Origin of the sequence: Ekhidna sp. (assembly GCF_039960695.1) — a bacterium.
Taxonomy (GTDB): domain Bacteria; phylum Bacteroidota; class Bacteroidia; order Cytophagales; family Cyclobacteriaceae; genus Ekhidna.
The window spans coordinates 13,634-27,616 of record NZ_JBDVKP010000018.1; the positions used below are offsets into that span (position 1 = coordinate 13,634).

The window sequence follows — 13,983 nt, forward strand, 5'->3', positions numbered from 1 at the left end:
GTCGCAAATTGGCTAATTTTGCACCAAAATCTGAATGAATGCAGGTAGTATTATTAGGAATCGGAATATTCGCATTGTTTTTTGTGGGCTTATCTATCCGCATTTTACTAAAAAAAGATGGAGAATTTAAGGGGACATGTGCCTCTCAGAACCCTTACCTCAATAAAGAAGGTGCGTCTTGTGGATTTTGTGGAAAAACCGTGAAGCCGGGAGAAGACTGTGGAAATCCGGATTCTGAAGTAAACAAGGTACTTGCGAAATTCTGATCGACTCACTTTACGCTAATACTTTTTACTTATATCTACATCTCTATATTTGCGCACCGCTTAAAACACTAGAACGCTTTGACACTAATAAAATCAATATCCGGCCTGCGTGGAACGATAGGAGGTAAAGCCGGAGATAATCTATCGCCCCTGGATGTCGTCAAATTTGCTGCAGGCTATGGTGCCTGGCTTAAGGACGCACACAAGAAACCCAAAGTAATCATTGGAAGAGATGCCCGACCATCAGGTGTATCCTTCACACAGCTGGTTGCCAACACGCTAGTAAATCAAGGAATTGATGTGGTCGACTTGGGACTGAGTACAACACCTACCGTGGAAATGGCTGTACTGGCTGAGAAGGCCCAGGGAGGAATCATCCTAACTGCCAGTCACAATCCTGCTGGCTGGAATGCGCTAAAGCTTCTCAACAATAAAGGAGAATTTATTTCGGCAGAGGAAGGCAAAAAAGTCCTTGATTACTCCGAATCAAAAGATATAGAATTTGCTCAAACACAAAAATTTGGTAAGCTAACGACTAATGATTTTTACATAGATCATCACATTGAGCAAATTTTAAAACACCCCTTAGTCGATGTGGAAGCTATAAGAGATGCCGGATTCAAAGTGGTAGTGGATGCAGTTAATAGTACTGGTGGAGTTTCCATCGTGCCATTGCTAAGACAAATGGGTGTTGAAGTAAAAGAACTTTTTTGTGAGCCTACAGGGAATTTCCCGCATAATCCTGAACCACTTCCAGAGAATCTTCAACAGATCAGCAGCGAACTGGAGAATGGGAATTATGACTTAGGAGTAGTCGTAGATCCCGACGTGGATCGACTGGCGCTAATTTGTGAAAATGGTGAGCCCTTTGGTGAAGAATACACCCTTGTGGCTGTTGCTGACTATGTGCTTTCAAAGAAAAAGGGTAATACTGTTTCTAACTTGTCTTCTACCCGAGCACTTCGAGATATTACCGAAAAGCATGGTTGCGAATACAGCGCCTCTGCTGTAGGTGAAGTACATGTTGTAGCAAAAATGAAGGAAACCAACGCCGTAATTGGAGGTGAAGGTAATGGAGGTGTAATTGTTCCTGACTTGCATTACGGACGTGATGCTCTGGCTGGGGTAGCGCTGTTTCTTACACATCTAGCCAAATTTGGGAAAAGTACTTCTATGCTTCGGGCGACCTATCCAAACTATCACATTTCGAAGAATAAAATTGAGCTCACTCCGGATATTAATGTCGACGGAGTGCTTGAAGCAATCAAGGAAAAATATAAGGGACAGCCCATCAATGTGGTTGACGGAGTGAAAATTGAATTTGATAAAGAGTGGGTGCAATTGCGAAAGTCGAATACTGAGCCGATAATTCGTATTTTTGCAGAGTCTGAAAGTCAGAGTACAGCTGAGCATTTGGCTAAAAAACTGATGATGGACATCAAGGAAGTGATTTCCGGCTAAACCTCTAGTTATGAAAGTGTATTTTGATAATGCTGCTACTACAGCAATTGACATGGATGTGTTTGAGGCAATGAAGCCTTATATGCTCGAACATTTTGGCAATCCATCAAGCATCCATTCACATGGAAGACAAGTGCGAACTGCCATTGAACGATCTCGGAAAAAAGTTGCGGATTTATTGAATGCAGCACCTGCAGAAATATTCTTCACATCCGGTGGGACAGAAGCTGACAATACCGCCATTAGGTGCACAGTCAGCGAGAAAGGGATCAAGCACATTATCTCCAGCAAAATTGAGCACCATGCAGTGCTACATACCGTAGAGGCTCTTGAAAAAAAAGGAATCAAGGTTAGCTATGTGAATCTCAATGAGAATGGTCAGGTCGATTACGATCATTTAGAAAACCTCCTAAAAAATACTCCAAACACACTCGTCACACTGATGCACGCCAACAACGAAATTGGCAACCTGTTAAATATTGACCGAGTAGGTGAAATGTGCAAAGAACATGATGCATGTTTTCATTCGGATACAGTTCAGAGCATGGCTCATTATACACATAACATGCAAAACCTAAACCTTGATTTTGCTGTTGGTTCTGCTCATAAATTCCACGGCCCAAAAGGAATCGGTTTCCTATATATCAATCACGAAAACAAAATCCATCCATTCATACATGGTGGAGCGCAAGAGCGAAACATGCGCGGTGGAACGGAGAATGTGTATGGAATTGTAGGTTTGGCAAAAGCCATGGAGATCGCCTATGGCAACATGGAAGGTCACAGAAAGCACATAGAGGCATTAAAAACAAGAATGATTGAAAAATTAAAAGCTACAATCGACGGTGTAGCTTTCAATGGTGTCTCAGATGAGCTGGATAAGAGTCTATACACTGTACTCAATGTTTGTCTTCCGCCCAATGATGACAATGACATGCTTCTTTTCAATCTTGATATTGAAGGAGTATCCGCTTCTGGTGGAAGTGCTTGCAGCAGTGGATCAAGCATTGGCTCACATGTCTTGGCCGAGCTAAATAGAGATCAAAATCGTGGTGCAATTCGCTTTTCTTTTAGTAAATACAATACATTAGAGGAAGTGGATTATGCGGTTGAGAAGCTATCAAAGCTTTATCAGCCTGAGACTGCATGAAATTAAGACCAATATTCCATTCGTTTCAAACTTCGGATTTGATTCATATCATTCCGAGATTAATTGTGGCTATTATTTTGGCACAGACATTACCATTCAAATTCAGTGGTGCTGAAGAAAGTGTTTGGATTTTCGAACAAATAGGATGGGAACCATGGGGACGTTATCTCATTGCAAGTATTGAGACCGTTTCCACACTTTTATTATTGACCAACTTTTACATCTTTGGAGCAATCATATCTCTGAGCTTAATCAGTGCAGCTAATTTTCTTCACTTTACCAAGCTTGGTTTTATTGTTAATAATGATGGAGGCACACTTTTCGTGCTTAGTATCATTGTAATCTTTTGCTCTCTCTGGATTGTGCTATATTGGAACATGCAGCGTGTAGAGCAGAAAGTCTCCAACTTTGATTTTGAGTGGGATCAAGACGATGAAGATGAGTTTCTTTCCGATTAAATCAAGGCCATAAACGAATAAACCAACAATGTTATTACGGATATGGTAATAGCAATTGAAAGCAATGCTATTTTCAGATTTTTAATTTGTTGCTCTTTGTAATACTCAAGATATTTTCTGCTCAGTTCAAGTTTCTCTCCTTTTGATAAATACGTTTTGGTATCAATTTTAGAGTTTTTGCCAATTGGCATTTTAAGAAGTTCATTGTCTTTTAGCCTCTTCCTTTTGATCAAACTTCTAAGAAATTTGATCCTTTGATTCATATCAGCAATATGGCCGGCACCTCCCATCATAATGAATCCATGATGTTTAATTCTCAACCATCTCTTTCAAGCACTCCACCCACTTATCTTCCGCATTTAAGCTTGGTACCAAATCCCATTGCTCCCCACCAGCTTTAATAAAATCTTCCTGGTAAGTCTCTCCTACCTCTACGGTCGTTTCCAGACAATCAGCAATAAAAGAAGGAGAGAATGCAAGCACCTTCTTGTGCTCTTTCTCTGCCAACTCTTCTAGAACTACATCAGTGTATGGTTTGATCCAGGGTGTTTTACCTAAGCGTGATTGGAAACTCACTGAGTATTGGTCTTGCTTAAGCCCGAGCTTTTCAGCAAGTAGCCGAGTAGTGGCATAGCATTGTGCTCGATAGCAATAGCGATTTTTATCTGTCAATGTATCACAGCAGCTTCCAAACTGACAAGTGTCTTCGATCGCCCCTTTGGTAATCTGACGTTCAGGAATGCCATGATAGCTAAACAGAAAATGATCATACTCCACGACTGACATCAACTTCTTGGCGTTGTCTACAATGGTGTCTAAAAACAACTCCTCCTCAAAAAACTGTGAGGTGAATTTAATATCAGGGATGACTTGCCAGTCCTTTACGATCTCCATTACCTTATCCTGCACAGACCCTGTACTTGCAGAGGCATATTGAGGAAATAGAGGAATTACATGAATAGATGTACAATTCTTCAATGCACTCAAGCCCTCCTCAAGCGACGGATTTTGATAGCGCATAGAGAGTTCTATTTGATACCTATCAGCTATTATCTCACGAAGTTTATCTCGTACTTCAAATCCATAATACTTTAGCGGCGAGCCTTTGTCATCAAACAATCGTTCATATTCTTTGGCTGACTTAGGTGCCCTTAAAGGTGCTATGATGAAATTGATAAGCATCCAGCGATTTAAATATGGTATGTCAATAACCCGCTTATCCATCAAAAACTCCCGTAAGTATTTCCTTACATCAGATACTGCTGTAGAGTCTGGAGTACCCAGATTTACTAATAAGACTCCCTTCTTTTTTGTCATTTGATTAGAAGATATTAGCCTCCCATATAACAATACCATACGCAAAAAAGCGTAGGAATCTGAAGAGGGAAAACCAAAGATATTTTTTAAATGAGTAATGCACCGATCCTACGAGCATTGCAATACCTGAAAATGGTAAAGGTGTCAAAGCAGCCACTACGACCAAAAAACCTCCATAGTTGTTAAGATGCTTTTCAAATTTGCCAAACACCCGATATTTCATAACACGGTAAAACCGCGTATTTTTTAGATATGCTCCTATGCCAAAACCAATAATCCCGGCTACATATGATATCGCGGAGAGAGCTGTCACATTGTTGATATATGCCATCAGTAATTCATTTCTGAGTGACCATATCATGAAAAACTCTGGTGGTATTATCCCGAAAATCACTTCAGATGCCAGGAAGATGAAATAGACTACAGTTGGTTGATCATACACAGGTCCAAGTACAGTTTCGAGGCTAAAATCGTAGTTTTTTCTGAGGTAAATGAACCCTATGACAATAACAGCCAGCCACAAAAATCCCCGTAAGAGGTTTTTAATCAGAAACCTCCGACGATCAGGCAGTTCATTTTGGTTTTTGTTTGGCATTGTTCAGGCTAAACTGGAATTGCAAAGCTATTGTTCCGCTTGCTTAGGTTCTGGTTCTTTTTTTTGTTTCGATTTTGAAAAAGATACGCGCCAATAGGGATCTTCCAATTCTGTATATCTGCCATAAAACTGGGTAAGCATAATCTTAACGGCATAATTGAGTCGATTCTGTGCATCCTGAAAGTAATCGATCCGATTTTTTGGGTGGTAAATAAAAAATTTGATCACTGGAAATGCACAGGTTCTAAAATCTCCTAAAATTTTCTTTACATCGGCTTTTTCCTTTTCCAAGGCTTTCATGGCCTTACCACAGCAGTCCCCAACACCTTTGATAAGTGGAACATAGATTGAATTGACTTCATCTTTCTTCTCTTCCAATTCGGCACATGCCTCTTCGCAGAACGCCCGCAATATTCGAAGCGAAGGAATACTCATACTGGCATCAGTAAAAACATCTGGCTGCCACAGAATTTCCCGGAAAGTGAAAATGGAGGGAAGCAATTCTGTATCGTAAGAATCGTCTTCCTTAAGAGCCAACATCGTTTCCGTGTTTATGGAAACTACTTTCACGTCGCCAGCACATAGGGCGTATGACCAACCTGCCTCTTTGGTATTGACCATTTTTAAAAAATTCCATATTTCGTTCAGTGCTATCTTCATCACGATCTCTTAGGGATCACAAAATAATCATTCGACATCATATACTGCAATATCCCTCATTTTGCCACTCAATTTTATATCTTCATCCCGTGGAAAAAAGATGGGTATATAAAGACGAACCAGACCAGAAAATTGTTGAAAAACTGAGCAAAGAAATCAACATAAACGAATATCTATCCAAAATATTAGTCCAGCGTGGAATTAACTCATTTGATAGGGCCAAGGACTTTTTCAGACCTTCACTTTCTCGCCTCCATGATCCGTTTTTGATGCTGAATATGGATCGTGCAGTCAATCGCTTGACTGATGCCGTATTTAATAAAGAAAAAATTCTGATCTATGGTGATTACGATGTAGATGGAACAACCTCAGTAAGTCTGATCTATTTGTTTTTGAAACAGTTCTCTGATCAACTTGAATTCTATATTCCGGATCGTTATACGGAAGGGTATGGAATTTCAAAGAAAGGAGTAAATCATGCGATAGAAAACAAGTTTGGTTTGATCATAGCTCTTGACTGTGGAATTAGAGCTATTGACAGAGCTAAACAAGCCAAAGATGCCGATATTGACTTGATCATCTGTGATCACCACCTCCCTGGAGAGATACTCCCCGATGCATTTGCATTATTAGATCCAAAACAAAAAGATTGTAATTATCCTTTCAAGGAGCTTTCAGGTTGTGGTGTTGGATTCAAACTTTTAGAGGGTTTTTGCCAGCAGAATACGATAGAAAAAGAGAAACTATATGAACTGCTAGATTTGGTTGCTGTAAGCATTGGATGTGATATTGTCCCAATTGTTGATGAAAATAGGATTCTGGCGCACTACGGATTAAAAAAACTAAATCAAGCGCCCTCTGCAGGTTTAAGATCCTTGATCGAGATCAGCGGGAAGAAATATCAATTTTCAATCACGGATGTAGTTTTCTCTATTGGCCCACGAATCAATGCTGCAGGAAGGCTTACTCACGCCAAAGAATCCGTTCATCTCTTGATTGGAGATTCAACACAGACCGACGCATTTGCAGACAATCTAAACGATCGCAACAAAGAGCGGCGTGAGTTCGACCAGACGATTACAGCTGAAGCCCTTGAGATGATAGCAGCTATGGAACCTGATCGTAAATCAACTGTGCTTTTTAAGAACAGTTGGCACAAAGGTGTCATTGGAATTGTAGCTTCCAGATGTATCGAACATTACCATAGGCCTACCATTATTCTTACTGAATCAAAAGGCATGGCAACAGGGTCTGCACGATCTGTAGATGGTTTTGACGTTCATGAAGCCATTTCCGAATGCGCTGATTTACTACAACAATTTGGTGGACATACACATGCTGCGGGTCTTACGCTTCCATTAGACAATGTTGAGGCGTTCATTAAAAAATTCGAGGAGGTAGTTGGTTCTCGTATCATGCCAGATCAATTGATTCCAAAGGTGGAAATTGATACTGAATTACCTCTTTTGGCGATCAATTTCAAGACATACAATGTCATGAATCAGATGGCGCCTTTCGGACCTCAAAATATGTCGCCCGTCTTTGGCACAAAAAATGTAATTGTGGACACTTTACCAAAGGTGATCAAAGACAAACATCTAAAAGGATTTGTACATGCTGAAAACAGTACCCGGCTTTTTGAGTTTATTGGATTTGGATTTGGAGATAAATTGGATCAAATCAAAATAGGAGAACCTTTTCACATTGCCTATCACCTGGAAGAAAATAATTATTTAGGAAATAAGTCACTCATTCTTAATCTTAAGGATGTAAAATTTGATGCATAACTTGCACTTCTTTTATGGAATTACGCGCAGAACATCTCATTAAAAAATACAAAAAAAGGAAAGTTGTAAACGACATTTCTGTCACTGTTAAGACGGGAGAAATTGTCGGTTTGCTTGGTCCAAATGGCGCAGGTAAAACCACCTCTTTTTATATGATTGTAGGCCTTATAAAGCCCAATGAAGGCCATATTTATCTTGATAAGGAAGACATCACTGAGCTACCAATGTATCAGCGCGCCAAGCGAGGCATTGGCTATCTGGCTCAGGAAGCATCCGTATTTAGAAAGCTAAGTGTTGAGGACAATATTTTGGCAGTTCTGGAAATGACCAAACTCAGCAAGCAAGAGCAAAAAGAAAAATGTGAAAGCCTTTTGGAAGAATTCAGCCTGACACATGTGCGAAAGAACCTTGGCCAGGTTTTGTCTGGAGGTGAAAGGAGAAGAACAGAAATAGCACGAGCACTCGCGGTAGATCCAAACTTTGTGTTACTGGATGAGCCATTTGCAGGTGTTGATCCGATTGCGGTAGAAGAAATTCAAACCATCGTAGCTCAGTTAAAAAATAAAAATATCGGTATTCTCATTACCGATCACAATGTAAATGAGACACTCTCTATTACAGACAGGGCATACTTGATGTTCGAAGGAAGATTACTGAAAGCAGGTACAGCTGAAGAACTTGCCAATGATGAACAAGTAAGAAAAGTATATCTTGGTAAACACTTCGAGCTAAAACGGAAAATATAGTCAATGGAAATCCTCAATTCCATATTGTCTTGGGTGATGAAGAAGCGAATTCATCAGATTGAATTATTCATGAAGTATCCTCATGAGGTTCAAAATGAATTGCTCGAAGAAATGGTGAAAAAGGCTTCAAAGACCCACTATGGTAAGCAATATGGATTTGGCACCATCGAAAACTATGAGCACTTCAAGAACAAAGTGCCCATTGTCAACTATGAAGATCTGTTTCCCTATATCGAACGCTTGATGAAAGGTGAGCAGAATGTGCTTTGGCACTCAGAAGTAAGATGGTTTGCAAAGTCTTCTGGCACAACTAACTCAAGAAGCAAATTCATTCCTGTCTCTCAAGAAGCTTTAGACGATTGCCATTACAAGGGTGGCAAAGATTTGCTGAGCATTTATTTCAACAATTACCCTGAGGCAAAGATGTTTACGGGAAAGGGTCTTGTAATTGGGGGAAGTCATCAAATCAATCAGTTTGACGAGAATTCAAATTCATACTATGGCGATGTATCAGCAGTATTGCTGAAAAACCTTCCATGGTGGGCTCAGATGGTACGAACTCCAAGTTTGGATATTGCACTTATGGATGAGTGGGAGGAGAAGATAGATAAAATGGTGGAGATCACTTCTGGTGAAAATGTCACGAATATTTCAGGTGTACCAACCTGGATGATTATTCTCATAGAGAAGATGTTGGAACGAAATAATGCTAATAACATCCTGGAAATATGGCCAAACCTAGAAGTGTTTTTTCACGGGGCAGTTTCATTCACACCTTATGAAGAATTGTTCAAAAAACTAATTCCATCTTCCTCTATGCGCTATATGGAGACATATAATGCATCTGAGGGATTTTTTGGAATCACAGATAAGACCGATAGCAAGGAAATGCTGCTCATGCTGGATTATGGGATCTTCTATGAATTTATTCCTTTTAATGAGCTGGACAGCGACAATCCTAAAGTACTGACACTTGACGAAGTGGAAGTAGGTAAAAATTACGCAATTGTAATAACGACCAATGCAGGACTTTGGCGTTATAAAATAGGTGACACGGTCACGTTTACAAGCATTAACCCTTATCGAATCAAAATTTCTGGACGAACAAAACATTTCATTAACGCATTTGGGGAGGAGTTAATTATTGATAATGCGGAGGTTGCAATTGCCGAAGCATGCAAAAAGACGAGCGCCGCAATCGACAATTTTACAGCTGGGCCGATGTATCTTGGCGATGGTAATAAAGGAGGACACGAGTGGATCATTGAATTTACTGATGAGCCTAATGATCTTGAGAGATTTACTAAGCTTCTGGATGAAAAACTCCGAGAAATTAATTCTGATTATGACGCGAAACGATATAAGGATATTGCCCTGCAACAGCCGATCATTCATGTGGTTCCACAAAACACATTTTACAATTGGATGAAGTCACGAGGCAAACTAGGTGGCCAGCATAAGGTTCCGAGACTTTCGAATAATAGAGAGTACTTAGATCAATTACTAGATTTCAAGAGAAATTAATGATAATGTTCTTAGCGGCGTTCATTACCAAAACCTCATTTAGTACCTTTACGTAAGTCATTCTCGGTTTGAACAATTTGAAAAAATAAATAGTTAAACCCTTTTTATGCGAAACCTATTTCTCATTCGATTTCTAGCCCTTGTCCTTTGTTCTGCAATGGTCTGCGAAGTTGCGTCAATTGTTGAAGGTGCAGACGTAATTTCAGCGGAAGCGGACTCGGAAATGGAGCATGAAGAGAGCAAAGAGAAGGAAAAAGAAAAAACTACAAGCGCTCATGAATCCATCTTGCTAGCCGAAAATTCTATTATCAATCAAAGCTCTTTAGCCGTACATCGAGATAGATCCTGGAATAACCCATTCATTGATTTTCAAACACCTCCTCCAAAGTTGTCCTGAGTATTTCTTTTGTTTTTAATTTTTTACTCAACTCAACTTTTTTTAATTCATGGACTCAAATAAAATTGGTCTGTTTAGCAATTTCAAATCAGACCTGTCTGCCAGTTTGGTAGTATTTTTAGTAGCTGTACCCCTTTGCTTAGGCATTGCCCTGGCTTCTGGTGCACCTCTTTTTGCTGGAATTATTTCCGGTATTATCGGTGGTATTCTAGTAGGATTAATAAGTGGTTCTACGGTAGGTGTAAGTGGCCCAGCCGCTGGATTAGCCGTTATTGTACTTGCCGGGATCCAGAGCTTAGAATCATTCCCAGTTTTTCTGGCCGCTGTAGTAGTGAGCGGAATTATTCAAATTATTCTGGGCTTTGCTCGCGCCGGAATCATCGGCTATTATTTTCCTTCTTCAGTGATCAAAGGCATGCTGTCTGCGATTGGTATTATCATTTTTCTAAAGCAAATACCACACGCTGTTGGGTATGATGCAGATCCTGAGGGTGATTTGGAGTTTTTTCAACCAGACGGTGAAAATACCTTCTCCGAACTATTTACTATGCTTGATTATATTCAGGAAGGGGCACTCATCATTTTTGTTGTCTCAATGATAATTCTCATTTTGTGGGAAGCTCCATTCATGAAAAGAATCAAGTTATTCCAGGTAGTACAAGGCCCATTAATTGTGGTTGCTGCTGGGATAATTATTAATGTGCTATTCAAAGGATCGTCTTTATATATTGATCAAACTCACATGGTAAATCTTCCAGTAGCCGCAACCTTCGGTGAGTTCATCAATCAGTTTACCTTCTTCGATCCTTCAGCCATGCTTAGAAAGGATGTGTTGATTCTTGGGGGAACAATTGCTGTTGTAGGATCTTTGGAGACACTTTTATGTGTAGAGGCAACGGACAAACTTGATCCTCATAAAAGGATTACACCAACCAATAGAGAACTTATTGCTCAAGGTACAGGTAACATTTTTTCTGGAATGATTGGTGGTTTACCAATTACCCAGGTAATTGTACGAAGTTCAGCTAATATTCAATCTGGTGGGCGCACTAAGTTATCTGCCGTCTTCCACGGTGTATTGTTACTCATTTCTGCCATTCTTATTCCGAATGTGCTAAATATGATCCCACTCTCAAGTTTGGCAGCTATTCTTATTGTGGTAGGATATAAGCTTGCCAAACCATCTTTATTCAAAAAGATGTTTGCCGCTGGCAAGTCTGAGTTTATCCCATATATGGTCACTATTCTTGGCATCATATTTACAGACTTGCTGATCGGTATACTTCTTGGCCTTACTGTGGGGATCTTCCAAATCCTTTATAACAACTTTAGGAAGCCATATGTAGTGGAGACACGCAATGAAAATGGTACAACCAAACTAAAATTGGAGCTCTCTGAGAATTTGACTTTCCTTAATAAAGCCAGCATCATAGAAACTATTTCTCATATTCCGGACGATACAGATATTACAATTGATGCAACACGTTCACATTTTATTCATCCTGATATTATTGAAATTTTAGAGGACTTTAAACAAAATGCGGAGTACCGACAAATCAAATTAGAGATCATTGGGCTGGATAAGGAACATGATAATCCAATGAAAGAGCTTAAAAAAGTTGCTAAAGAAATTTAATCTAAAGGCCTTCATTTTGAAGGCCTTTTTTTTAATCTGTATGATCGATATAGTGCTTCCACTTCTCTAAAACAGAAGTGAAATCTGCCGGTAGGTCTGAATCAACAAATACTTTCTTTTTGGTAATGGGATGAACAAACCCCAACGTTTTTGCATGTAATGCTTGTCGAGGAATTAGTTTAAAACAGTTTTGAACAAATTGCTTGTATTTAGTAAAAACAGTCCCTTTAACAATTTCACTTCCTCCATACGTTACATCATTAAATAGTGGATGTCCTACAAACCGCATGTGCGCACGTATTTGATGTGTTCTTCCTGTTTCCAGATTACACTTAACCAAAGACACATATCTTAAGTCTTCCAATACCTCGTAATGTGTTATGGCATGTTTTCCAAAATCTCCATCAGGAAATGCCATTGTTATTCTTCTGTCCTTGAGACTTCTGCCCACATTGACATTGATTGTGCCGTTTTCCTCTTCTGGTACTCCCCACACTAAAGCATAATAGGTACGCTCAATTGAGTGATCGAAAAACTGTTTAGCCAGCCCTTTCATCGCTTGTTCTGTTTTAGCTATGACCAGCAAACCAGAAGTATCCTTATCTATTCTGTGCACAAGGCCGGGGCGTCCATCGTTACCCTTCATTTCTGGTAAATTTTGAAAGTGAAAAGCAAGTGCATTAACCAAGGTACCAGACCAATTTTGATACGCCGGATGCACGACCATTCCCGCAGGTTTATTCACTACCAAAAGGTGTTCATCTTCCAGCACTATGTTCAACGGAATATCTTCAGGTACCAGCTCCTCATCTTTGGGCGGTTCTGGCAGCATGACTGAAATCTCGTCTTCTGGATGTACCTTATAGTTTGGCTTCACGTCGTTTCCATTCACCTTTACGAATCCATCTTTGATCCCCGCCTGCACCTTATTCCGAGTTACATTGGGAAGGCGATCCATCAAAAACTTATCTATACGCAGCAATTCCTGACCAGCATCTACAATAATGTGATGATGTTCGTATAAGTCCTCCTCATTTTCATTAGGTTCATCGCTCATGGCTGTAAATTTAAGCGATGACAAGCCTTCCAACACCACTCCAGGAAATATCACACCCCTTACTAGAGGAAAAAAAAATAAAACTCTTTATCAAAAGAGATGATTTGATCCATCAAGAAATCATGGGGAATAAATGGAGAAAGCTCAAATACAATTTGTTGGCTCTGAAAGAAAAGAATTACACTGCTTTGATTACGATGGGTGGTGCATATAGTAATCACATTGCAGCAACAGCTGCTGCTGCAAAAGAAAATAATCTAGAGGCCATCGGAATTATTCGTGGCGAAGAACTTAACATTTCAAGCAATCATACTTTACAAATAGCCCATGCGAAAGGCATGAAACTCGAATTCGTGGACAGATCCACTTTCAGAACCTGGCGCGACCATCCGGAGGAATTAATAGCAAAATATCCCCATCACTATTTTTTGCCAGAAGGTGGTACAAATGAATTGGCTATTAGAGGCTGTGAAGAAATTATTGAGGAAATTGATCAAGAATTTGATGTCTTTATAACACCAATTGGTACTGGTGGTACATTCGCAGGCTTGCTAAAAGCAACTCAAAACCATCAAAAGATTATAGGAATAAGTAGTTTGAAAGGGGAATTTATCCACCAGGAAGTTCAAACTCTTCTTATAAAACATCAAATAAATAAGACGAATTATCAGCTAATTGATAATTATCATTTTGGCGGATATGGAAAAACAGATACTGTATTGATCGATTTTATCAATTGGTTTAAAGAAAAATTCGACGTATCGCTAGACCCGATTTATACGGGAAAGGCATTTTTCGCCGTTTGGGATATGATTAAAAGCAATAAATTCGAAAATAATCTTAAAATAGTGATATTACATACCGGTGGACTGCAGGGTATTGAAGGCTTTAATCGAAAAAATGAAAATATTATTCAATAAGACTTAATT

The 13,983-nt window shown here is 39.5% G+C and carries 15 protein-coding genes; 10 read left to right on the forward strand and 5 right to left on the reverse strand.

Annotation, left to right across the window (positions count from 1 at the left end):
* Positions 1 to 38: 38 nt before the first annotated feature.
* The 4 genes from ABJG98_RS10190 (at position 39) to ABJG98_RS10205 (ending at position 3,335) form a co-directional block, all read left to right on the forward strand.
* Positions 39 to 266 (forward strand): hypothetical protein, encoded by a 228-nt coding sequence (locus ABJG98_RS10190; RefSeq protein WP_348279408.1) that lies wholly within the window; start codon positions 39 to 41, stop codon positions 264 to 266.
* Positions 267 to 344: 78 nt separating this feature from the next.
* Positions 345 to 1,727, forward strand: coding sequence for a phosphoglucosamine mutase (glmM, locus tag ABJG98_RS10195; RefSeq protein ID WP_348279409.1), 1,383 nt, complete (start codon positions 345 to 347; stop codon positions 1,725 to 1,727).
* Between the two features lie 10 nt (positions 1,728 to 1,737).
* On the forward strand, positions 1,738 to 2,877 hold the full coding sequence (locus ABJG98_RS10200; protein ID WP_348279410.1) for a cysteine desulfurase family protein: 1,140 nt from the start codon (positions 1,738 to 1,740) through the stop codon (positions 2,875 to 2,877).
* Complete coding sequence (locus ABJG98_RS10205; RefSeq protein ID WP_348279411.1) at positions 2,874 to 3,335, forward strand: DoxX family protein; 462 nt, start codon at positions 2,874 to 2,876, stop codon at positions 3,333 to 3,335. The genes ABJG98_RS10200 and ABJG98_RS10205 overlap by 4 nt, the downstream gene beginning before the upstream one ends.
* On the opposite strand, the gene ABJG98_RS10210 is transcribed toward ABJG98_RS10205, so the two are convergent.
* From ABJG98_RS10210 to ABJG98_RS10225, 4 genes are read right to left on the reverse strand one after another with little or no spacing between them, the layout of a single operon-like run.
* Entirely contained in the window at positions 3,332 to 3,655 is a 324-nt protein-coding gene (locus ABJG98_RS10210; protein ID WP_348279412.1) for a hypothetical protein, read from the reverse strand. The two genes, ABJG98_RS10205 and ABJG98_RS10210, sit on opposite strands and share 4 nt — an antisense overlap.
* Positions 3,645 to 4,652, reverse strand: coding sequence for a ferrochelatase (gene hemH / locus ABJG98_RS10215; RefSeq protein ID WP_348279413.1), 1,008 nt, complete (start codon positions 4,650 to 4,652; stop codon positions 3,645 to 3,647). Before hemH ends, ABJG98_RS10210 begins: the two co-directional genes overlap by 11 nt.
* A 4-nt stretch (positions 4,653 to 4,656) precedes the next feature.
* The gene (locus ABJG98_RS10220; RefSeq protein WP_348279414.1) at positions 4,657 to 5,247 is read right to left on the reverse strand and encodes a VTT domain-containing protein; all 591 of its coding nucleotides are present in this window, start codon (positions 5,245 to 5,247) and stop codon (positions 4,657 to 4,659) included.
* Positions 5,248 to 5,274: 27 nt separating this feature from the next.
* Entirely contained in the window at positions 5,275 to 5,907 is a 633-nt protein-coding gene (locus ABJG98_RS10225; protein WP_348279415.1) for a hypothetical protein, read from the reverse strand.
* A gap of 89 nt (positions 5,908 to 5,996) precedes the next feature.
* Here ABJG98_RS10225 and recJ point away from each other — a divergent pair, with 89 nt between their 5' ends.
* The 5 genes from recJ (at position 5,997) to ABJG98_RS10250 (ending at position 11,997) form a co-directional block, all read left to right on the forward strand.
* Positions 5,997 to 7,694, forward strand: a complete 1,698-nt coding sequence (recJ, locus tag ABJG98_RS10230) for a single-stranded-DNA-specific exonuclease RecJ (RefSeq protein ID WP_348279416.1) — start codon at positions 5,997 to 5,999, stop codon at positions 7,692 to 7,694.
* A gap of 14 nt (positions 7,695 to 7,708) precedes the next feature.
* Positions 7,709 to 8,440 carry an LPS export ABC transporter ATP-binding protein gene (gene lptB / locus ABJG98_RS10235; RefSeq protein ID WP_348279417.1) on the forward strand — a complete coding sequence of 244 codons (732 nt, stop codon included), beginning with the start codon at positions 7,709 to 7,711 and terminating at the stop codon, positions 8,438 to 8,440.
* Positions 8,441 to 8,443: 3 nt separating this feature from the next.
* Complete coding sequence (locus ABJG98_RS10240; protein WP_348279418.1) at positions 8,444 to 9,964, forward strand: GH3 auxin-responsive promoter family protein; 1,521 nt, start codon at positions 8,444 to 8,446, stop codon at positions 9,962 to 9,964.
* Positions 9,965 to 10,070: 106 nt separating this feature from the next.
* The gene (locus ABJG98_RS10245) at positions 10,071 to 10,361 is read left to right on the forward strand and encodes a hypothetical protein (RefSeq protein WP_348279419.1); all 291 of its coding nucleotides are present in this window, start codon (positions 10,071 to 10,073) and stop codon (positions 10,359 to 10,361) included.
* A 49-nt stretch (positions 10,362 to 10,410) separates the two neighbouring features.
* Entirely contained in the window at positions 10,411 to 11,997 is a 1,587-nt protein-coding gene (locus tag ABJG98_RS10250) for a SulP family inorganic anion transporter (RefSeq protein WP_348279420.1), read from the forward strand.
* 31 nt (positions 11,998 to 12,028) lie between these two features.
* On the opposite strand, the gene ABJG98_RS10255 is transcribed toward ABJG98_RS10250, so the two are convergent.
* A complete protein-coding gene (locus ABJG98_RS10255) occupies positions 12,029 to 13,054 on the reverse strand; it encodes an RluA family pseudouridine synthase (RefSeq protein WP_348279421.1) in 1,026 nt (341 codons plus the stop codon).
* Positions 13,055 to 13,071: 17 nt separating this feature from the next.
* Between ABJG98_RS10255 and ABJG98_RS10260 the strand changes: the two genes are divergently transcribed.
* On the forward strand, positions 13,072 to 13,974 hold the full coding sequence (locus ABJG98_RS10260) for a pyridoxal-phosphate dependent enzyme (RefSeq protein ID WP_348279422.1): 903 nt from the start codon (positions 13,072 to 13,074) through the stop codon (positions 13,972 to 13,974).
* Positions 13,975 to 13,983 lie beyond the last annotated feature (9 nt).